The sequence below is a fragment of the Anaerostipes sp. AF04-45 genome (genome assembly GCF_003461725.1).
Lineage (GTDB): Bacteria > Bacillota > Clostridia > Lachnospirales > Lachnospiraceae > Anaerostipes > Anaerostipes caccae.
In genome coordinates this window covers 113572-133551 of sequence record NZ_QTXQ01000004.1, presented here as the reverse complement: position 1 = coordinate 133551, position 19980 = coordinate 113572, and the positions used below count along the sequence as shown (strand labels likewise).

The 19980-nt window shown below is 45.2% G+C and carries 22 protein-coding genes; 3 read left to right on the top strand and 19 right to left on the bottom strand.

Features of this window, described 5'->3' with window-relative positions; translation table 11 throughout:
• Position 1: 1 nt before the first annotated feature.
• The 11 genes from DWV34_RS07455 to DWV34_RS07405 all read right to left on the bottom strand — a co-directional run bounded on the left by DWV34_RS07455 (position 2) and on the right by DWV34_RS07405 (position 12129).
• Positions 2-1678, bottom strand: a complete 1677-nt coding sequence (locus tag DWV34_RS07455; RefSeq protein ID WP_118475839.1) for a GspE/PulE family protein — start codon at positions 1676-1678, stop codon at positions 2-4.
• A 24-nt stretch (positions 1679-1702) separates the two neighbouring features.
• A complete protein-coding gene (gspM, locus tag DWV34_RS07450) occupies positions 1703-2362 on the bottom strand; it encodes a type II secretion system protein GspM (protein WP_009289538.1) in 660 nt (219 codons plus the stop codon).
• A gap of 11 nt (positions 2363-2373) precedes the next feature.
• Complete coding sequence (locus DWV34_RS07445) at positions 2374-3825, bottom strand: pilus assembly protein PilM (RefSeq protein ID WP_022260765.1); 1452 nt, start codon at positions 3823-3825, stop codon at positions 2374-2376.
• A 12-nt stretch (positions 3826-3837) separates the two neighbouring features.
• The gene (locus DWV34_RS07440; RefSeq protein WP_009289535.1) at positions 3838-5043 is read right to left on the bottom strand and encodes a type II secretion system F family protein; all 1206 of its coding nucleotides are present in this window, start codon (positions 5041-5043) and stop codon (positions 3838-3840) included.
• Positions 5044-5069: 26 nt separating this feature from the next.
• The gene (locus DWV34_RS07435) at positions 5070-5846 is read right to left on the bottom strand and encodes a prepilin peptidase (RefSeq protein WP_009289534.1); all 777 of its coding nucleotides are present in this window, start codon (positions 5844-5846) and stop codon (positions 5070-5072) included.
• A gap of 75 nt (positions 5847-5921) precedes the next feature.
• A complete protein-coding gene (locus DWV34_RS07430; protein WP_006566784.1) occupies positions 5922-6365 on the bottom strand; it encodes a hypothetical protein in 444 nt (147 codons plus the stop codon).
• A gap of 42 nt (positions 6366-6407) precedes the next feature.
• On the bottom strand, positions 6408-6866 hold the full coding sequence (locus DWV34_RS07425; protein WP_009289533.1) for a prepilin-type N-terminal cleavage/methylation domain-containing protein: 459 nt from the start codon (positions 6864-6866) through the stop codon (positions 6408-6410).
• A gap of 113 nt (positions 6867-6979) precedes the next feature.
• Positions 6980-7591: a type II secretion system protein gene (locus DWV34_RS07420; RefSeq protein WP_009289532.1), complete on the bottom strand. Its 612-nt coding sequence runs from the start codon at positions 7589-7591 to the stop codon at positions 6980-6982.
• Positions 7588-7950 (bottom strand): type II secretion system protein, encoded by a 363-nt coding sequence (locus DWV34_RS07415; RefSeq protein WP_006566781.1) that lies wholly within the window; start codon positions 7948-7950, stop codon positions 7588-7590. Before DWV34_RS07415 ends, DWV34_RS07420 begins: the two co-directional genes overlap by 4 nt.
• Before the next feature lie 4 nt (positions 7951-7954).
• Complete coding sequence (locus DWV34_RS07410) at positions 7955-8506, bottom strand: hypothetical protein (protein WP_006566780.1); 552 nt, start codon at positions 8504-8506, stop codon at positions 7955-7957.
• A gap of 14 nt (positions 8507-8520) precedes the next feature.
• The gene (locus DWV34_RS07405; protein WP_009289531.1) at positions 8521-12129 is read right to left on the bottom strand and encodes a pilus assembly FimT family protein; all 3609 of its coding nucleotides are present in this window, start codon (positions 12127-12129) and stop codon (positions 8521-8523) included.
• A 142-nt stretch (positions 12130-12271) separates the two neighbouring features.
• On the opposite strand from DWV34_RS07405, the gene DWV34_RS07400 reads away from it, so the two are divergent.
• On the top strand, positions 12272-12685 hold the full coding sequence (locus tag DWV34_RS07400; RefSeq protein ID WP_009289530.1) for an acyl-CoA thioesterase: 414 nt from the start codon (positions 12272-12274) through the stop codon (positions 12683-12685).
• Between the two features lie 3 nt (positions 12686-12688).
• Here DWV34_RS07400 and DWV34_RS07395 read toward each other — a convergent pair whose 3' ends face one another.
• Positions 12689-13327 (bottom strand): GNAT family N-acetyltransferase, encoded by a 639-nt coding sequence (locus DWV34_RS07395; RefSeq protein ID WP_022260766.1) that lies wholly within the window; start codon positions 13325-13327, stop codon positions 12689-12691.
• 84 nt (positions 13328-13411) lie between these two features.
• On the opposite strand from DWV34_RS07395, the gene DWV34_RS07390 reads away from it, so the two are divergent.
• Together DWV34_RS07390 and DWV34_RS07385 are read left to right on the top strand one after the other, a co-directional pair.
• Entirely contained in the window at positions 13412-14224 is an 813-nt protein-coding gene (locus DWV34_RS07390) for a MerR family transcriptional regulator (RefSeq protein ID WP_006566776.1), read from the top strand.
• A 3-nt stretch (positions 14225-14227) separates the two neighbouring features.
• Positions 14228-14614, top strand: coding sequence for a hypothetical protein (locus tag DWV34_RS07385; RefSeq protein WP_009289525.1), 387 nt, complete (start codon positions 14228-14230; stop codon positions 14612-14614).
• Here the strand turns inward: DWV34_RS07385 and DWV34_RS07380 are convergent.
• From DWV34_RS07380 to DWV34_RS07350, 7 genes are all read right to left on the bottom strand, one after another.
• Positions 14587-15462 (bottom strand): sensor histidine kinase, encoded by an 876-nt coding sequence (locus tag DWV34_RS07380; RefSeq protein ID WP_022260767.1) that lies wholly within the window; start codon positions 15460-15462, stop codon positions 14587-14589. The genes DWV34_RS07385 and DWV34_RS07380 overlap by 28 nt on opposite strands.
• Positions 15463-15481: 19 nt before the next feature.
• Positions 15482-16273, bottom strand: a complete 792-nt coding sequence (locus DWV34_RS07375; protein ID WP_022260768.1) for an ABC transporter permease — start codon at positions 16271-16273, stop codon at positions 15482-15484.
• Positions 16251-17186: an ABC transporter ATP-binding protein gene (locus DWV34_RS07370; RefSeq protein ID WP_009289521.1), complete on the bottom strand. Its 936-nt coding sequence runs from the start codon at positions 17184-17186 to the stop codon at positions 16251-16253. Before DWV34_RS07370 ends, DWV34_RS07375 begins: the two co-directional genes overlap by 23 nt.
• Positions 17187-17283: 97 nt before the next feature.
• On the bottom strand, positions 17284-17964 hold the full coding sequence (locus DWV34_RS07365; RefSeq protein WP_009289520.1) for a response regulator transcription factor: 681 nt from the start codon (positions 17962-17964) through the stop codon (positions 17284-17286).
• A complete protein-coding gene (rlmH, locus tag DWV34_RS07360) occupies positions 17964-18428 on the bottom strand; it encodes a 23S rRNA (pseudouridine(1915)-N(3))-methyltransferase RlmH (RefSeq protein ID WP_022260769.1) in 465 nt (154 codons plus the stop codon). The genes DWV34_RS07365 and rlmH overlap by 1 nt, the downstream gene beginning before the upstream one ends.
• Complete coding sequence (locus tag DWV34_RS07355) at positions 18425-18916, bottom strand: YbaK/EbsC family protein (RefSeq protein WP_006566769.1); 492 nt, start codon at positions 18914-18916, stop codon at positions 18425-18427. The genes rlmH and DWV34_RS07355 overlap by 4 nt, the downstream gene beginning before the upstream one ends.
• 314 nt (positions 18917-19230) lie before the next feature.
• Positions 19231-19932 (bottom strand): zinc metallopeptidase, encoded by a 702-nt coding sequence (locus tag DWV34_RS07350; protein WP_006566767.1) that lies wholly within the window; start codon positions 19930-19932, stop codon positions 19231-19233.
• Positions 19933-19980 lie beyond the last annotated feature (48 nt).

Genomic DNA, 19980 nt, shown 5'->3' with positions numbered 1-19980 from the left:
CCTATACATAATAAGCAATCTTCCAGAATTCTTCCATTGTAGTGATCCCCTCTTTTACGAGATCTGCGGCACTTTCCTTCAGCGTCTTCATGCCCTGCTCCCTCGTCACATAGTCCTGGATTTCATCCACCTGTCTGCCCTCAGAAATCATTTTTCGTATGCCCTGATCGATCACCGCGATCTCGTGGACTGCGATACGGCCCTGATATCCGGTATGGCTGCATTTAGAACATCCCACTGCCTCTTTCACATACTCAATGTCCTCTCCGAGAATCTTCCTATCCTCTTCTGTGGTCCTCACTTTTTTGGCACAGTCCAGACACACTTTCCGGACCAGTCTCTGAGCCACCAATCCAATCAGGGAATTGGCAACCAGATACGGCTCCACTCCCATGTCGACCAGACGGACAATAGAGGATACTGCATTATTCGTATGCAGGGAAGAAAGGACGAAATGTCCTGTAATAGCGGCTCTGACAGAAATCGAAGCAGTCTCCGCATCCCTTGTCTCCCCTACCATGATAATATCCGGGTCCTGTCTGAGCAACGCCCGAAGCCCCGTTTCAAATGTCAATCCGGAAGTGTTATTTACCTGCATCTGATTGACCCTTGCGATATTTTTTTCCACCGGGTCTTCGATCGTGGAAATATTTGCATTTCTCTTGGACAGATATTCTAAAACCATATAAAGGGTCGTAGATTTTCCGCTTCCCGTCGGTCCTGTTATATATAAAATACCGTTGGGAGATTTCAGAAGCGACTGGAATTTCTCATAATTTTCGCTGTTCATGCCGAAATGCTCTTTATGATCGATCGGCGTCCGGTTGCTCAGGAGCCGCAGCACTGATTTTTCTCCGTAAACCGTTGGTATAACGGATACACGCATGTTGATGTTGTCTTCCTCCAGACGCATTTTAAAATGTCCGTCCTGGGGAATCCTTTTCTCCGCTATGTCCATGCCGCCCATGATCTTGATTCTGGCCGTCAAAGATGCGTGAAGGGAACGCTTCAGCGTCACATAATCTACGATGGTTCCGTCAATCCTCATCCTGACCACAGTTTCTTTCTCAAAAGGCTCGATGTGAATATCGCTGGCATTGGTATTGTACGCCCGGAGCACCAGAGTATTCAACAGTTTGATGATTGGCGCATCGCTGTCAGCCTCCTCATCCATGTCGTCCAAAAAGGAGATGTCCTCTGCCTCCTGGGTCGTCTCATTAGCCTGTCTGGCCGCCTGCCTTGCGGATACTTCCGCGTAAAAATATTCCAGGGCCTTTTTCAGAGGGCTGAGTTCTGCCAGAAATACTTTCAGCTGCATGCCGGTCAGCTGGCGGATATCCTCCATAGCATAAAAATTCAGCGGGTCATTCACGGCAATATATAATTGATGATCCTTCATATCTACAGCCAGAATGTTGTATTTAAAAGCCAGCTGTCTCGGTATTTTTTCCACCGCCTCGCTGTTCACCGGGTAGCTTCCCAGACTGATGTGGCTGAGTGACAGCCTCTGCCCCAAAGCCTCCAGCATCTGCTGTTCTGTAATAAACTGAAGTTCCATCAAAATGGTGCCCAGCCGCTTGCCCGGATGTTCCTTCTGATAATCCAGCGCCTGGTCAATCTGCTCTTTGGTTATATATCCATACTGCAGCAAAACTTCTCCAATTGGAATATTCTTCATAATCTCCCCCCTGCTTTCCAGATATTACTTCCTGCACATATAGACTTCCAGCACCAAGGACAGAGTCGACGCATCGATCACTTTATTAGATGTGGTCAACGCCGTCTCTGAACTCATTCCATAACTCACAATACGAATGGAAGGATAATCCGCATATATTTTATCGATCAACTTTTTGGCATTCGCCTTTGTACCGAGAATATTGACAGATACAGGATAGGAATAGAGTACATTTTGAGAAATGGCGGTCTTGCTGCTGTCCTCCGCTGTACTGTCGCCGCTGCTTTTCACTCCCAGGCTTTTTGCCAGAGAAGACTCGATGTAAGGAGTGAGAACGCTGACAGACGGCCTTGCAGAAATCTCAAAATCTCTGGAAGAAAGTCCGCAGTTCAAGATCAGCTTCGTGATCATACGCTCCACTTTATGGGACTCCATCATCGGATAAATATCCTTTGTCTCCTTTTCAAAGTCTGCCCTGGAAGCTTTCAGCCGGGCCTCCTTCTGGGGAATGGAGGCTATGGCCATCTCCATTGTCTCTTTTGTCTGCTGCTTTTCCTTGAATTCCTCAGCCAGCTCACTGCGCTGTGCAAGGAGCGGGCGGATCACAAAGTTTCCGAAGACCACTAGGATCAGCACGACGGAAAGCACACTTAATATTTTTTTGTCACGACTCGTTATTTCCATTGCTGCTCCACCTACTTTCCTGCATTCTCACTTAGATAAGTGCTGATATGAATATCGTACTGCCTTGTTTCTTCTGTATAATTGTAGCCCGAGTATTTTAGATCCGCAAACAGTTCAGACTTTTTCAGACGGTTGATAAAATCATAAATACTCGTAACTTTCGGAGCCATGGCAACAAATTCGTACATTCCCGTGGAGGAATCGTACCGGTCTATAGTGATGGAAACCGTTGTCCCGGCGCTGTTTCTGACCATCTTCTCCACCCTTGAATTCGCCTGGGGATAAGATTCCAAAACTTGTTTTACGACTGCAAACTGCTCTTTTCCTGTCTGCTTGTTTGCCAATTCCAGATCCAGATTTTTGGCATTGGTGTAGTCTGCCTCATTTTTTGAGTCCTCAATATAAGTGTCCATTCCACTGATCTTTGATTTGTTGATCGTATTCATAGCAAATAGGACGGCTGACACGGCAATACACAAAACCAGAGCGCCCGCCGCTGCAAACACACCCGGATATACTTTGGAAGACGTTTTGTTATCCTCCCTGGCCCTGATCTTCTGGGCAAAGTCGATGTCCTGACCTTTCTTTGAAAGAAAAGCACCGATTGGAAAAATATAATTTGAAAATTCCTTTTGGTCGGGCATGTCAAATCCCGTCAGTGGAAAAGACTGTCCAACCTGAAGACCCAGATCCTTTAGAGGCGCTGCAAGGATTCTTCTGTCTTCTTCCGGGAAGCCTCCCAGATAAATGCTTTTAATTTTTTCTCCTTTTTGCTCTGTGGCAAGGAACTGGATCATAGAACTTGTCGTATTCCCGACTTCTGTGGCGATCCCGTCGGTTCCATGCTCTGCAAAAATCCTTGTGCGGTTCAGATATTTATAGACACCCTGCACAAACAGGGTGCTGATCAGAATCTCAGCGTCGAGCTTCGAGAATATAAAGGTCTCGTTTTTCAAAGATTGTATGCGGTCAAAAGCTTTCAGCTGAGCATTCAGGGCAATATCCACCGATTCTACTTCCACGCCCATAGCCGCAAATACATCCAGATAACTCTTTAACATTGATTCCTGTACTGCCGCTCCAAGCACTGTTGCCATACCGCTTTTTTTATCCATGCCGCAGACGCGGTAATCGTAAACATACTTTTCCGGATTCTCAATGCTTGACAATTCTTTTCTTACTGTTTCCAGTGTCTTTTTTTTATTCATCTTTGGAATCGTCATGAGCTTTGCGGCAATCTGCGTGCTGTCTATGACGAGACTGATCTTCATTGATATGCCGTGGCTCTCCCAGGCTTTTTCCAGCTGATGTTTCAGCCCGTCTTCCGATGTGATGACTCCGTTGATCAGACTTCCTTCCCGGAGATCAAACTGAACCAGGTTCTGAATCTTTATTTTGCTCTTCTTTGCCTCCCCCACAGCGATCTGCACTCTGTGATTCGATAAATATACTGTTGTCTTCATAAAAGCTCCCCCTTAATATCCCTGGTCAATCGTAGAGTAAGATTCATAAATCGGCAGTATGACTGCCACCACTACAAATCCTATGATCACTGCCATCAGGATAATCAAAACCGGCTCCAAAAGTGTCACAAGACGCTCTAAAGCTCTCTCCGCCTCAAATTCAAGGCTTTCTGCTATGGAATCCAGCATTTCGTCCAGACTTCCTGTTTCTTCCCCTACCTGAATAGCCGAAGAAAGTTTCTTTTGAAACCCGTCAATTTCCATCAGGGAAACTGATAAGGACTCTCCTCTGCGGATAGAGTCGACAGCCTGACCGAACTGTTCTTCTATATAACGGTTTCCCACCGTTGAGCTTCCGATCTGCATTGCCTGTATGATCGGTATCCCGCTGGAATACAGGGAACACAGCGTTCTTGCGAACCTTGCGGTGTAAATCTTTCTTAAGAGCTTTCCGATCACCGGAAGCCTCAGTTTCAGCTGGTCTTTCTTCCAGCGCACCTTTGGGATGCGGAGTATGAGACGGATTCCGAAGATCACAGCCGCCAAAATCAGCAGAATAAACGGCCAGTACTTCCGGATTCCTCCGCTCAGTCCCAGCAAAATCACAGTGGGCAGCGGCAGGGATACCATCGTATCAAAAATATCCTGAAACTGCGGTACAAGATATGACAGTATGAAAATGATCACACCTACGAGCAGTACAGACAGAACGATCGGATAAATCATAGCGTTCCTGACTTTTCCGTTGAGCCTGTTTTCTTTCTCATAATGCTCCGCCATGCGCAGTGAGGTCTGGTCCAGGTTTCCGTTGGCCTCCGCAGAGCGCATCATACTGACCAAAAGCACCGGAAACGTCCTGCCCTGTTCGTCCATAGCTTCTGAGAGAGGAATTCCCTGGCGGATGGAATTTAAAAGATTCTGATACGTCTCTTTGTCGGTGCTTCTGACTCCGATCTCGTTGGCGATGATATTCAGGGAGCGGACCAAGGAAACGCCTGCTTTTAAGAGCGTCCCCAGCTGTCTGCAAAAATCTGCAAGCACAGATGCCTTCATCTTTCTTTTGGACTTTAATTTTCCTTCCTCTAAGTCTTTGCTGGAAACCAGATATTTTCCGTCTGTTCTCAGAGCCTGGTATAAGGCCAGCTCATCGGCAGCCTCCAGGACACCCTTTGACAACTTTCCACTACTGTCTTTCGCTTTATATTTATATTTCGGCATATTTGATTCCCCCCTCAGGCATCATCTCACGGCAAAAGGCCAAGATACCAGCCGATGATCTCATTTCCCCAGCAAATGGCCGCCCAGATGCCCAAACATAAAAACGGTCCAAATGCAAAATGGTCTTTGCCTCCTTTTTTCTTTCCGGCCAGCAGATAGATTCCGTACACACCTCCGGCTAACACAGAAAAGAAAAATGCGGTTCCGGTAAGCTTTGCCCCCAGCAGAATTCCCGCTGCGGCCATCAGCTTAATATCACCGCCTCCGAAAGCCCCGGGGATCAGCACCGTAAGCAGCAGCATCGGAACACTGACCGCAAAGCAGCCGATCACTCTCATAGGCAGAGATACTTCCGGAAACAAAAAAAGAGACACGGCTCCAAGACACGCTAACGCCAGTACAAAGCCATTGGGAATTTCCATTGTGTCAATATCTACAAATGTCACTGCAGTCAAAAGAGCCCCTGTTATTAATAAAAATACTGTTTTTAAAAGATAGATGCCCGCTCCCGACTCATCCAGAGGAACAGATGCCGCACACTGGACAGCTAAAATTCCTCCAAATAATTCTACAAAGAGGTAGCGGACCGGGATCTTTGAGCTGCACTTTCTGCATCTGCCTTTCAGGAGAATGTAGCTGAAGACCGGTATCATATCGTATGGTTTTAGACTGGTTTTACAGGACGGACAAAAGCTTCTGCCGCCGACAAAAGAAATCTTCTTCGGCACCCTGTAAATTAAGACATTCACAAAGGAAAAGACGGATGCTCCGATCCAGAAGAATATAAAATAGATAAGTCCCATGTTTCCCCCTTTTGCGAAAGAAAAGGATACCCCAGAAGTAAAAATACTTTTGGGACACCCTTTTACTTAAATCTCTTATGAATCCCCTATCATCCGGCTCAATCGGTACACTTTCCAGACTGGTTTTCCCTTCACTTCTTTGTAGCTTACGATGTAGCCATCCTCAATATAAACAAGGTCCGTCACTTTTACATCCCGTCTGTCATAGGCAATGGTGTCAATCCTTCCATGACTCCTGGCTGTCTTTAAAATGTCCTTCTCCACATCCCCGGAAAGCACCTGGCGTTTTCCTGCGACAGGGACTTCTTCTCCTTTTGCATATGTATCGTAGAAATAAATCTGTGCTGAGACACGGACATCTTTGGCGTTTCTTAAGATTTCACGGGCCTTTTGGCGCTGGAATGATGTCTTGACACGAGGAATGACTCCAAGGAACAATACAGACAACAGCACCAGAAGCAAAATCCATTCTGTATATTCTATAAACTTGTGATTTTTAAACCTTCTTCTTGTGACCAAGTTATACCGTCCGCTTTCCAAAAAATGCTATCTCAGCGATTCTTAGTTCTTAGTTGTACTCCATGCAGATCCATCGAATGTTGCCGTAAATTTTTTACCTGTGTAAACCAACTTTGATACCGTTCCATCAGCATCAAATGTAATAGAAACATTTGTATATTTGCTGTCCTTTACCTCGGAAAGTTTCTCAATCGTGGGATCATCCGCAGCTGCACCTGCAGCAGAAATCTTTAAAGTATTAATTGTTTTGCCGCACAAGTTTTTTGTAGCTTCATCACTGTTATAATCATCCGCCGCAATAGTTTTAGCTGCCATTAGAATCTGCCTTCCCTCTGATGCTACTTTTTTCTTATTCGCATTATCAATATATCCAGTCAAAGTAGGAACCAACAATGCAATCAAGATTGCCAGAATAACCAATACAACGATCAATTCTACAAGAGTAAACCCTTTTTTATCCTCCCTCATTTTTTGTCTGAAATCACTTAATTTTTTCTTCATAATTTTCCCTTCCTATCCTTTGATTTACCAAAGTGCATATTTAAATTATATGCTGAATCCCTATACTTGTCAAACAATATCGAGATTTAAAACAGCGGCATTTTCTGCCTTATTTAAACCTCCTGCGGAAATTCCGTATCAGCGATAAATCCCCTGTCGTCCAGCTTGTAGCACTCCACGATTTTTGTCCGTCTATACGTCTGCCCTGTCTTTACATTCCGGACCGTCAGCGTGATCTTTACAAGATTGGTATCTTCCTTCCGTTCAAACTTCAGTTCCTTAATTTCCTGGTTCATATACATCTTCTTGGAAAAGGTCCAGTCAACTCCCTTTGTCGCTGCCGCTCCTCCCTCGGCTATCGAAGATGCCTGATAGTGAAGCACCAGCCTCTTTTCTCCGTCTGTCTCCTTTGCGTACATGATGACCGAGCGCCCCTTCTTGTCGGTATAAGAAATCTTTTCATTTCCGCTGTCGATCTGTACCTGGCCCGTGGAGCTTCCCACTTCCCCGCAGACTTTTTCCATCAGAATATCTGCCACACCCTGGGCCCGGCTCATGTTCGATATCCTCGCCATGACATTCATCGCCGGAGACAGTGTGGCGATGGCCGCTGCCATCAATATGCCCAGCAGCAGAAAGGTAACCATCAATTCCACAAGGGTCATTCCTGACTTGTCATGCAAAAGTACTTTTTGTAATTTACTCCTGATCCGCCGGCGTATCATTTCTCACTTCCTTCCTGCCCGAAGAAATAGATAAAATATCCATCGCTGCTCTTGGCTTCTCCAACCTTCACTTCCATACCCCATTGGGACACAGCAGTGTCGGAGTCCTGTTTTTTTACGGTGAGCACGACGGTCTGTTTCTCCGAAGACTCCTCTGCCTTCTTCTCATAAAATTCAGAAACCGCCCGGTCTGCCTGCTCCTGCACTTCCCTCGCTTTCCTGATCTGGTTTAACGACATCACCGTACTTTTGTAGAGAAAAGCGATGCCCATCAGCAGAATGGCAAATGCAGCCAGGACTTCCACCAGAGTCATTCCGTCTCGCCCTTTTAAAATATGCTTGATCCGTATTTTTCTCATGTAATCACTCCTGCCAATTTGTAGCCCAGATCCACTGTTCCGGCTCGCCTGTGTTTACCTTTAAAGAATACCTGGTCGTTATATGATATTCCTGTTTTCTGGAACCCGCGCTTACTTTAGTCACAAGTACAGCCTTGTCAAGGGGATCATCTTTTTGGGATTCCCAGTAAACCGTAACCTTGATGTCTCCCAGTGTATCTTTCGCCGACTGGATCATCTCAATGTCCAGAGTGCGGAAAGCTTCATTTTCGCCATGACCTTCCTCTTTCTCATTGTAGTAGACCCACTTATCGTTTTTTATCTGGTCGTAAAGAAAATACCGGATGTTGTCATCTCTGATTCCCTGTCCTTCCGGGGCAGTAATCTCTTTTTCCAGCAGTTTATTAAACGAAACCGCGGAAATCCTGCATTGGTCTTTGACTGCCGACTGCTGGGCATTTGTCAGTACCTGATAAGACACGAGAATCATAATCAATGCCGCCGCCATAAATACACAGAGGATACACATGACAAAGATCAATGCACTTCCTTCATTTCTTTTTCTGAGTCTTTCCATAGTTCTTCATCCTCTTAGTTCAAGCCGTTATAATAACCATTGATTGTGCGCTCGATCTTAGCATAAAAATCTTTTAGATTTGCTTCCGAAAGCAGCGTCGGATCTACGGTAAAGTTGCTGATCGTAACCTTTTTGCCTTCTTCGGTTCCCGATGCCCTGTAATACTGGGTTCCTTGTTTTTCCACCATCAGAGGAATACCGATTCCCACATTGCCTTCTGTCTGATCCCCAGCAATAAAATAATAACATTTGGATATTTCTGCCTGTTCAAACGGTTCGCCGGCCAGAGGATATTCCAAATCAGAAACACCGAAGCATTGATAAAGTTTTAAATTCTCAGCCGAACCCTTCTTAGAGCCGATCAGTCCGGACATTTTCGTTTTGCCGATCGGAAAGCCATAGTTTCTGCACTGTATTATTTCCATGCTGCCCGATGTAAGGTCTGACTCTCCTATTATGCCTCCTGCCCTGCCTGACTCCAATGCGGCGGCGCTGTTACACCCGAAAATCTCCAGCTTTCCATTTTCTTTGGTCTTTTCTGCCAGTCCGATCATGCCTCCTGCCGTCTCTTTCGGGCTTTGAATCACAACTCCGGGCCTCACAGATGAAATTCTGATCAGCCCCTCTTTTGAAATCCTGCCGATGACTCCCCCTGCTGTATTTCTCTCAGAAGTAATTGTGCAGTCTTTTACATAAGCTCCCTCGATGACCAAATCTTCACCACTGCCGCAGATTCCTCCGGCATTTCCGTATTCGGAACTGATGTTGCCAGTGTTGCCGCTGTCTATAACCGTTGTTCCTTCTGACATCTGTCCGCAGATTCCTCCGGCATCCCCGAAGTCTGCCGTAATATCCGCCTGGTTTTCAAATCCTTTCAGATCTTCCCCGCCTTTCTGGGCTCCGGCAACTCCTCCGACACAGTCTTTTCCATAAATAAATCCTTTGATTTCAGAGAAATTTCGGATCTTTCCTTTCTGTTCATTGTAGCCTGTAATCCCACCGATATAGGTATCCCCGGCTACATATGCCGTAACTTCTGTCCTCTTGTCATTTTCAATCAGCCCGTTATTGTAGCCTGCAATACCGCCGATCTGGATACCTAATGCTCCATATTCCAGCAGAAGTTTTTGTATCTTCTCTTTGTCTTTTTCCTCTGTCTGCATCTGAGACGTACAGTTTTGTATTTTCCCGGTATTCAGACCGGTAATTCCTCCTGCAAAGAGCTCATTCGCCGTCACAAGTCCCTTGTTCGTCCAGTTTTTGAGAACCGCTTTTGACGTGTATTCTTCTTTATTGACAATAAAATTGTTAAGATTAACATCCTGATTGAGTATATCCGAGATTTTCCCCTGCACGCTGCCGTTCACCCCTGTGATTCCTCCCACATACTGGCTTCCGATCACATTTGCGAAGTTTGCAGAGCCGTCTCCGTCCATAACAAGCTCTGTATCTATGGCACCTGAATTCTCGATCTTCATATGGAATCCGGAGATGCCTCCCACGTATCTCCTGCCTGCCACAAAGGACTTTTCATCCTCTTTTCCGGTGCTGCATTTCGTGATGATGCCGTCATCATTGAGACCGACGATTCCTCCTACGAAGTCGCCCTTCAGCTGATAATTTTTCGCCGCTTCTCTAAGCTTTTCTTCCTCCTCTTTTGTCAAAACAGGAACACTTAAGCACTTCTCAATGGATGACAGCCTGTTGTATCCGACAATTCCGCCGATACACTGTCCGGTTCCCGTCACATAGCCATAATTTTCGCACTCTTTGACAGAAATACTCTGCACGTCCTCCGGTTTAGACGGATCTTCTATACAGATGCCGTTTAAATATCCGACAACGCCTCCCACAAACTTTTCTCCTTCAACCCTGGCGCTGTTTTTCAGAGAATCGTAAGTCCTCATGGTACCTACTAAGATCAGCTTCTCCGTTCCTGTATCCAGGGGTTTCCCTGTGATATCACTTCCTGTGATGCCCCCTACAAATTTTTTCCCTTTGACCGTGCTCTTTTTATCCACAGAAATATTTTTCAGTGTCCCGTAGTTGACTCCGCAGACTGTTCCCACATAGTCAGTTCCCTGGGAAGATATCTGTTTCAGTAACATATTCCTTATCGTACCTTCATTGACTTCAAATAATCCGGCCGGAGTTTTCTGGTCCTTCGCTCCGAATTTAAATAACTGAACAGCATAGGACTGGTCATTTTCATCCATCCCCTGCAAGGTATGTTTCTTATTCAGTTTACTTGCCGAAGGAAAAGGGATCCCCTCCTCCGTCTCTGACAGCTGTTTCGTCTTCTCAAAAAGGAAACCTCCTGCCGCCATGCCTTTCTCTCCGTTCCAGAAAATGTCGCCTGCCTGGCGGTATAAAACCGTATCATCCGGCGCGTCTTTCTCCTCAAACCTAAGATCGAAGAGATGCCTTGGGTTTTTAAGGTCATAAATTTTTGTGCCGTCCTTCTTTGCCTCTTCTTTGGCAAAATATGAGTGTTCTGTATTGGTCTGCTCCCACTGGCTGGGCCGGTATCCGGTTCCTGAGGCCTGCATTCTTGCATACATGGGACCCGCTGAAAATCCCAGTCTGCGTATGCTGTAAGTGCCGTCATAATCCGGCGATTTCTCGTTTACCTGAGATGCGGCTTCTAAATCTGCTGCATCCAGAACGAGGATCATCTTCCCTTCCTTTGAGATATAACCCATAAATTTCAAATCTTTTTTTGTCTCTGTAACCTTCTCGTCTTCATCATAAAATAAAACATCACTGGTCAATGTAAGCTCTTTATCACTGCCTTCTTCCTTCAGAATGGTCTCCGCCTTATCGAGATCGTTGATTTTGAAGGAACACACAAGCCGGTTGTCCGCTGCATCGTAAAGTTTTATGTCATATGCAAGGCCCAGTGCAGAAGCCTGATATGCGTCTTCCAACTCCCATCGGATAGAAAGCGTCTCTTTGTTGACCAGCTCAAGGCTTTTGAAAACTGACCCCTCCATCGGCTCCGGCGTGGAAGAGACAGAATCCACTCCGTAGTAGCCTACGAGCCGGTCATAACGGTCATTTCTGCTCCTGCCGCTGATATCCGCGCTTCCCTCACCGCCTTTGGACTGGGTATTTCCGTAGTAAAAACTCTTTGCTTTGTCTGAATAACAGACTCCCAGAGCCGTCCCTTCGTCGGGGTCAAACTCGACGCAAAAAGACGCATTCAATACATCTGCGTCATATATATACGGCGCAATCATCTCATATACCGTCTTTTTAGCCCCTTCGTAATCCGTCCTTTTTTCGCCTTTTTGAAAGAAAAAATAATACATGCCCTCAGCATCGTCGGGAACCGGAGCGCCTTCGTCGATCATTTTCCCATTCAGGCGGTTATCTTTATACTCTGAACCCGAAAGTTCTTTGGACAGTTCATCCAGACTTCCGCCTGCTTTTGCATGGGCCATGGAAGACTGAAGTGCCGTGAAGATCGTCTGTGCATATTCATTGTTCTTTTTAAACGCAGAGTGCTTCTGATAGGCTGCAATCCCTCCTCCGGCGATAGCCAGAAGAATGGCGAAAATAACCAGCACCGCCATCAGCTCTACCAATGTGTATCCTCTGTTGTCTCTCAGCCTGTTTTTCATAGAAGCTCTCCCTGCTTTCTGTTTCTTTTATGATACAATATAAATCTAAGAAATTCAACGATTCCCGCAAAGATGGGTTAGACATGTCAGGATGTTTTATTATATACTGATAGAATTGACAAAGCTAAGAAAGGATGATTTTATGTACACATCAAAAATCGTTGTAAGATACGCGGAAACTGATCAGATGGGGATTGCCCATCACAGCAACTATCCTGTCTGGTTTGAGGTAGCAAGAACTGATTTTATTAAGGCCTCAGGAATCAGCTATTCAGACGTGGAAAAAGCCGGCATTATCACTCCACTTACCGGCCTTACGGTCAGGTATAAACAGGCCGCTTTTTATGAAGACGAACTTTCCATCCATATAAAACTGACAAGGCTTACACCGGTGCGCCTGGAATTCTCCTATGAAGTCATCCGGGAAAATCCCCGTGTCCTGATCGCCACCGGCACCACTTCTCACGGGATGGTCAGCAAAGACCTGGTGCCGGTCAATGTAAAGAAAGAACATCCAAAAATCTACCGGATGTTTGAGGAATGTATGGACAATTAGAGTTCAGACCATGCGTTTGTCTTCCTGTTCAAATAAAAAGAATTTCATTTTGGCAGGCCTGCTGCGGACAGTGAAAATATGGGTATGTTCCCTGCACCGGTTCATACCCTGATGTTCATAAAATCCGAAATTACAGCTTGTGTCTGTAAACAAATAATAATTTTGAATTTCTTCATGTTTCATATAGGTTTTTATATTTTGGAACAATACTTTTCCGACTCCACGGCCCCGAAATTCAGAATCAACAGCAAAAAACGTAATCTCTCCCTGATAATTCTTCCCACTGTCCTTTAATAATTTTTTATCTATCCCGCTTATACATCCAAACATCTTAATCACCTGTCTTCCCTCTCCGGATAACAGCAGAGAGAGTATGGATGTAATCTGCTTCACACGGTATTTAAACGGACATTTGTGTTTATTCAGATTTTTCCCCATAATTACCCCGACCGGCATTCCATCTGCCAGGGCTACTTGTGCAAAAGTCTGGCTGCAGAGGCAGCTGTAAAGAAAAACTTTTGCCAATTTAGATGCTGTCGCAGGCCCTGTAAGTTCATCGTATTTCCATGCTTCTCTGATAATGTTCTCCAACGCTCTGCTGTCTCTGTCCCGATATTCCCTTACCCTGATTTGCTTTTTCATCTGATTCCTCCTATTCTAATAAAACTGATTGGTATATAATTACCTTAAAGTATTCAGTAAGTGTAATGTCAAGGAGGAACTATCATGAATCGCCGCTCAATAAAGCTGACAACTTCACAGTTTGCAAAAATCCACGGACTCAACAAACGGACTCTGCACTATTATGATACGATCGGTCTGTTCTCACCGCACTATAAAGGAGATAACAATTACAGATACTATGATGACTCACAGAGTATTCAATTAGAATATATCCGTATGCTGAAAGAATTAAATATGAGCATTAAAGAAATAAAAGAATATCTGAACCATCCGAACCAAGCAGATTTTTTACGTATTGCAGACACAAAACTAAAAGAGATCGGCTGTGAGATCAGGCGGCTGAAAAAAAGCAGACAAATTCTTCTTATGAAAAAGAAACAGCTGGAATTATGCAGTCAGATAAAAAACAGAGAAATCAGGATCATAGAGTGTGAAGAAGAATATCACCAAAGGATCTCTTTTGCTTTTGGTGATGAGGATATTGAACAAATATACGCTCAGATTAAAAATTTCTGGGACACGAAAGACTTTATTATGGGCATTGGAAGTTTTATCTCCACTGAAAAGATTAAGCAAAGGAAGTTCGATTCCTATGACGGTCTTTTTACTCCGGCACCAAAGAACAGTAGCAACGATATATTTAAAAAACCGGGCGGAACTTATATATGCGGATTTTTTACGGGTGATTGGGACGGCCTTCCGGAATTCTATGAGGAAATCATAGCATTTGCAGAAAAACACCATTTAACACTAACGGGATACGCATATGAAACCGGGCTCAATGATTTTGTGATTTCCAGTGCAGACGAATACATTACACAGATCATGATACAGGCAGAAAATGAAGAGGAGTAAGACATGAAATTAATTCTATTTCTTATCATTATAGGCGTGAAATCCTTAATCACAAAAGCGGCCGCACTGGGACTTCTTTTTTTGATCTTTTTGATGAAAGACAGAGCTTTATGCTTTGCTCCAAGCAGATGGATCTGGTTTATTTTCGGTCTGTCGAAAAAACAGATCAAGACATACGCTGCTTTTCTTTACACCGTATCGGCATTGCTGTCGACGGTTTTTATGTGGTATGCCTTGTCATTTGCAGGATTCCGGTACGCATCCGCCACTGCAGTCCTTATATTTTTCGCCGGGTTTGCTGCACGCGGCTTTCAATTTTATAAACTGTGGAATCGTTATATCCTGGATGAATGGAACAAGTATCATCCGTCAGAAGGAAGTTCGACATAGATCCACAGCCAGCCTTCCTTTTTTCCTGCCCTGGCAGTTCCCCCCATCTGTTCAGCCAAAAGTTTTACAATAGCAAGGCCCATACCTCCAGGCCGGCTTGTTGATCGGTCTTCCCTGTAAAACCGGTCAAACAGACGATCCGGGTCTGCTGTTGCCGTTGTTTGGTTTCCAAAGGAAAAAACCGCTCTTTTCGTTTTTTCAACTCTGACCACAGCATTGGAATCTGCATAAGCAAGACAATTACGGATCAAATTCTGAATAATTCTGATGAGCATTTCCCTATCCGCTTTTGCATAAACCGGATCTGTCTCCTCCATTCGGATGGAAAGTTCATGTTCTTCCAGCAGCGGAACCATTTCCGCAACGCATTCGGCAATCAGGGCTCCCAGGTTGATCCGTTCATATTTTGGCTCTGACTGCTTATAAGAATAAAGAGAATACTCAAAAAATTGTTCGATCATCTTTCCCAGTTCATCCGCATGTTTCTGGGCGGTCCGGAGTCTTTGTCTCTGTCCTTCCTCCGCTAGTGTTGCCATGAGCAGCTGCTGGTATCCCTTGATTGCCGTCAAAGGTGTTCTGAGATCATGGGATAAGTCGGCTATCATTTCCTTCTGCTCTTTTTCCCTGCTCACAGTTTCCTCCCGCAGTTTTTCCTCACTTTTTAAACACCGGTTCATATTTCCCGCAAGTCTTGTAAGCCCGGAGTCTATGAATTCCAGGCTTATTGGCTGTCTCGTATTCTCTTCTCTGCGTTTTTCCAGCTGACGGGTTATTTGATTGATCTGTTTCCGGAGTAAAATCACATATCCAGCCAGAAACAAAATCACCGCTGACAATATAAAAACCATCTGTATATCTCCTGTTTGTTTATTTTATCTCGGCTCTCCTGAAAATGAACATGGCCGCCAGGATCATCAGGATGGCAAAGCCGGCTCCGGTTCCGACACTCTTCAAAAACATTTCCGGTTCTGCGTCCATAGAAAGCCGGGTTAAATTTTCAAGATGAAACGGCGTCAGACTAATCATTTTTTCAAATACTTTGTTTCCTCCTGCCTGAAGCATTCCACAGGCCATTGAGACCAGATATCCGATCCCGATGACCGGCACCGGCCTGCGGAAAATAAACGCCAGAGGAAGGCAGATGCTCAGCTGTCCCGCGTAGACCACACATACCGACGCCGTGATCCCAAGAATTTTAAGTGCAGAATACAGTGTGAGTGCAGTTCCCGATTCTCTGCAAATCAACGTGAGAAACACAGACGGGATATACAGCTGATACTGGCTGTCTATAAAAAATGACGCGGCCGTAACAGCGAAGTACGGAAGAATCAATAGAAAAATAATCAAAAAAAAAGAAAATGCTTTCCCCAGAACCAGCTGACTCCTTCCGATGCCTCCGGACACTGCATCCTGAACGGTCTTATTTTCAAAATCTCCGCAGAGAAACATTCCCGCGGCCACGGTTCCCAATAGGGCCACCATCTGAGGATCTGCCAGAAAAGAGGCATTGCCGGCGGCGTTCATGCCAAGAGTACCGTCCCTGAACAGACGGGCCACGATCACCATGAGGACTGCTCCTGCCCCAGAAATCAAAAATATTACTTTTAAAGCCATTGATTTTTTAAACTTTAGCATATCAGCCCTTAAAACATTCATCATCCTGACCGCCCCCTATCACAGATACAAAATAATTTTCCAAACTATCACCTTCTACGGAAAATCCCTTCACTGTCAATCCGTTCTGATATAATGTTTCCGCGACCTTTTCCTGCCGGTCCAGGTAATCATACAGCTTTACAGAACCGTCCGGCATCACCTTATAGTTTGAGGTATGAAGGCTCTCTTCCAAAACCGCAGCCAGCTTAGATGTGTCCGCACACCGGACCCTGATATGACGCTTACATTTTTCTTCCAGTTCTTCCTGGTTCAGAGTTTTTACTACTCTTCCTTCGTGGATGATAATATAATCTGTAACCGTCTGGTAGAGTTCCGGCAGATTATGGCTGGAAATCAGGATCGTTATATGATTTTCCCGGCACAGTTTTATCAGAAGGCGGCGGATTTCCACTACGCCGAGCGGGTCCAGACCATTAACGGGTTCATCTAAGATGAGCAGTTCCGGAGTGCCGATCAGTGCATCTGCGATACCCAGTCTCTGCTTCATACCCAGAGAAAAATCCTTTGCTTTTTTCTTTCCTGCCTTAGAAAGACCTGCCAGTTTAAGCAGTTCATCTTCAGTTTCCTCGTTTGGTATTCCCTTTAAAACTCTGCGTACTCTCAGGTTCTCTTTTGCATTCATGTTTCCGATAATACCCGGATATTCGATCATACAGCCGATCCGCTTCCGCTCCTCCTGCAGGGCTTTTTCGCCCCCGCGTCCAAACAAAGAGATACTTCCTCCTGATGGGAAGCTGAGCCCTGCCACAAGCCGCATCAGTGTGGTCTTTCCGGCTCCGTTCCGGCCGATCAGCCCATAAATTTTCCCAGACTCAAGTTTTACTGAGACCCGGTCAAGTGCACGAAAACTGCCGAAATCTTTCGTCAGATTTTCTGTCTCCAATACATAATTCATGTTTCTCACCTGTCCTTTCCTTTTGTAAGTACAGTATATCTGTCAATCGTAAAGAAAAGGTTAAGTTCATACGATCAATGGTAAAGAATTTGTGGGTTTATTCCTTGTACATCCGATATCCAATGCCCCACACCGTTTCAATATACTGTTCTAAGGGACTGGCCTTTTTTAATTTATTTCTTAGATTGCTTATATGAGTTTTTACTGCGTTGTCATCCCCCAAATATTCATCTTCCCATACCGTCTCGTATAAATTTGCTTTTGTGTAGACCTTCTTCGGGTGCTCCATCAGCAGCTGAAGGATCGCGTATTCCTTTGCGGTAAGTTCCAGATCCTGTCCTCCCAGCAGTACACTCTTTGCATCTTTTGACAGTACCAGGTCTCTATACTGAAGTGTCTGTTCTTTGACTTTGGAAGAACTCTGCCGCCTTAAATTCGACAGGACCCTGGCCTCTACCTCTCCCAGGTCAAAAGGCTTCGTAATATAGTCGTCGGCCCCCAGCTTTAAGAGATCGATCTTTGTTCCTACTATGTCCTTTGCCGAAATAACGATCACCGGAATATTCGAAAATCCTCTCAGTTCCCTCAAAACCTGATCTCCGCTTTTATAGGGCAGCATCAGATCCAGGAGTACCAGGTCATAGCTCTTTTCTCTCAGCTTTATAAGCCCGTCCGTTCCTGAAAAAGCTGCCTCCGGCTGATAGCCGGACTCCGAGAGAAATTCTGACAGCATCCGGCTGACATCCTGATTGTCCTCTATGATCAATATTGACTCCATCACTCCTCCTTCCTCCCTGCCGCGTATACGAGCTGCTCCAGAAGGATCAGCCGCATCAGCTGATGCGGAAATGTCATTGCACTGAAGCTCAGCTTAAAAGCCCCCTTCCTCTGGACCGCACTGCAGAGACCCAGAGATCCTCCGATGACAAACGCAACCTCCGTATCCCTCTGCCTGTTCCATTTTTCCCACTTATGCCTGAGTTCATCGGAAGTCATTTGTTTTCCGTCAATACAAAGCGGAATCACAATACTTCCTGCTGGAATCCGCTTTAAGATCCTCTCGCCCTCGATTTTCCGGATGCGATCCTCCTCTTTCTCACTGGCGCCGTCAGGTGTTTTTTCATCTTTCAGCTCAATAATCTCCAGACGGCAGCTCCTGTTCAGTACTTTTACACAGCGCTCAATCAGTTTTCTTACATATGGCTCTTTTATCTTTCCTACACAGATAACCTTTACGTTCATTTCCCGTCTCCCTCGGCCTTTGTCACATCCACCCACTTTACGGCCTTTGCATATTCAAAGAGTTCTTCGGGTTTGAGCTCAATCGCAGAATTTGAGCTGCCGCATGCCGGAAAAACTGTCTCAAAGCGCTTCAGTGACTCATCTAAATATACTTTTGTCCCCTCCGGATTTGCAAACGGGCAGACGCCGCCCCTCTCATGTCCGGTAAGCGTTTTTACATCATCTCCTCTCAGCATCTTTGCCTTTAATCCGAACATCGTTTTATATTTTTTATTGTCGATCTTTACGTCTCCGGCGGTTACCACAAGGATACAGCTCCCGTCCGGCCCGTAGAAGGATAACGTCTTGGCGATTCTCGCTTCTTCCACACCCAGGGCTTTTGCCGCCAGTTCTACCGTAGCGCTGGAAGCTTCAAACTCTCTCACTCTGTCAGCCCTATTAAATTCATTTAAATAATTTCTGACCTCTGTTACAGACATGTCACTCATCCTTTCTCTTCCTGAATACTCATTCTTCACTATTTTAAGCTTTCTTTATCCGGTTGACAAGTTTTGCTTTTCGTGATCCGTGCACCCGGCCTTTTTCCGAAACAAAAGAAAACAGCCGGGTTTATTTCTCCCGGCTGTCCACTCCAAAGGTGCCACCTGCGATAGTTTTTCTCCATTGTCGGAAGGAGGCCTGTTAAGAGCCGACTGGAGATAATGGAGAAAAACTCATACGTCATTTCCCAAAAACAAAAATAAGGATCTGAAATAAGTACTTATTTCAGATCCCCGCCTATTTAAAAAAGCTCACTAAATTTTTAATCGTCCCTGCCGCCGCCAAATAAAATCACCAGACGCAACAAACTCAAAATAGCTGCTGCCGCAGAAGCTACATAGGTCAATGCTGCCGCAGACAATACCTTTCTTGTGTCTTCCACTTCATCTTCATACATCATCGCAGAGTCTTTCAATACTCTCAGCGCACGACTGGATGCATTGAACTCTACCGGGAGAGTTACTAACTGGAAAATTACGGCCAATGAAAACAGGAGTATCCCAATATTCAGGAGTGTCTGATTGGCCCCCATAATGATACCCAAAATAATGAAAATCCAGGAAAGATTAGAACCGATATTCGCTACCGGTACAAGACTTCCGCGGAGTTTGAGCGGTGCATAAGCTTCTTTGTCCTGCATAGCATGACCGCACTCGTGGGCCGCTACGCCGATAGCTGCTACTGATGTGGCATTATAAGTAGCGTCAGACAGTCTCAATACCTTGCTTCTTGGATCGTAGTGATCGGTCAAATTGCCGGATACACGCTCTACTACTACATCATAGATTCCTGCATAATTCAAAATTTTCGCAGCCGCCTGTGCCCCAGTCAGCCCTGAATGGCTGCGTACCTTTGAGTACCTCCTAAAAGCCGAATTCATCTTAGCAGATGCCGCAAGCGTAATAATAACACCTATTATGATCAAAATATAAGTCGGATCAAAAAATCCATACATCGGAAACATAAGTCATCCCTTCCTCTTCAAAAAGTTTATCTTTTCTTTACAATATCA

Coding starts and splice junctions, on each gene's coding strand:
- DWV34_RS07420 (WP_009289532.1), bottom strand. CDS start 7,591: ATGATACGCCGGCGGATCAGGAGTAAATTACAAAAAGTACTTTTGCAT.
- DWV34_RS07390 (WP_006566776.1), top strand. CDS start 13,412: ATGAATCGCCGCTCAATAAAGCTGACAACTTCACAGTTTGCAAAAATC.
- DWV34_RS07375 (WP_022260768.1), bottom strand. CDS start 16,273: ATGATGAATGTTTTAAGGGCTGATATGCTAAAGTTTAAAAAATCAATG.
- DWV34_RS07405 (WP_009289531.1), bottom strand. CDS start 12,129: ATGAAAAACAGGCTGAGAGACAACAGAGGATACACATTGGTAGAGCTG.
- DWV34_RS07350 (WP_006566767.1), bottom strand. CDS start 19,932: ATGTTTCCGATGTATGGATTTTTTGATCCGACTTATATTTTGATCATA.
- DWV34_RS07400 (WP_009289530.1), top strand. CDS start 12,272: ATGTACACATCAAAAATCGTTGTAAGATACGCGGAAACTGATCAGATG.
- DWV34_RS07410 (WP_006566780.1), bottom strand. CDS start 8,506: ATGGAAAGACTCAGAAAAAGAAATGAAGGAAGTGCATTGATCTTTGTC.
- DWV34_RS07440 (WP_009289535.1), bottom strand. CDS start 5,043: ATGCCGAAATATAAATATAAAGCGAAAGACAGTAGTGGAAAGTTGTCA.
- DWV34_RS07370 (WP_009289521.1), bottom strand. CDS start 17,186: ATGAATTATGTATTGGAGACAGAAAATCTGACGAAAGATTTCGGCAGT.
- DWV34_RS07455 (WP_118475839.1), bottom strand. CDS start 1,678: ATGAAGAATATTCCAATTGGAGAAGTTTTGCTGCAGTATGGATATATA.
- DWV34_RS07385 (WP_009289525.1), top strand. CDS start 14,228: ATGAAATTAATTCTATTTCTTATCATTATAGGCGTGAAATCCTTAATC.
- DWV34_RS07380 (WP_022260767.1), bottom strand. CDS start 15,462: ATGGTTTTTATATTGTCAGCGGTGATTTTGTTTCTGGCTGGATATGTG.
- DWV34_RS07435 (WP_009289534.1), bottom strand. CDS start 5,846: ATGGGACTTATCTATTTTATATTCTTCTGGATCGGAGCATCCGTCTTT.
- DWV34_RS07395 (WP_022260766.1), bottom strand. CDS start 13,327: ATGAAAAAGCAAATCAGGGTAAGGGAATATCGGGACAGAGACAGCAGA.
- DWV34_RS07445 (WP_022260765.1), bottom strand. CDS start 3,825: ATGAAGACAACAGTATATTTATCGAATCACAGAGTGCAGATCGCTGTG.
- rlmH (WP_022260769.1), bottom strand. CDS start 18,428: ATGAACGTAAAGGTTATCTGTGTAGGAAAGATAAAAGAGCCATATGTA.
- DWV34_RS07425 (WP_009289533.1), bottom strand. CDS start 6,866: ATGAAGAAAAAATTAAGTGATTTCAGACAAAAAATGAGGGAGGATAAA.
- DWV34_RS07355 (WP_006566769.1), bottom strand. CDS start 18,916: ATGAGTGACATGTCTGTAACAGAGGTCAGAAATTATTTAAATGAATTT.
- DWV34_RS07415 (WP_006566781.1), bottom strand. CDS start 7,950: ATGAGAAAAATACGGATCAAGCATATTTTAAAAGGGCGAGACGGAATG.
- gspM (WP_009289538.1), bottom strand. CDS start 2,362: ATGGAAATAACGAGTCGTGACAAAAAAATATTAAGTGTGCTTTCCGTC.
- DWV34_RS07365 (WP_009289520.1), bottom strand. CDS start 17,964: ATGGAGTCAATATTGATCATAGAGGACAATCAGGATGTCAGCCGGATG.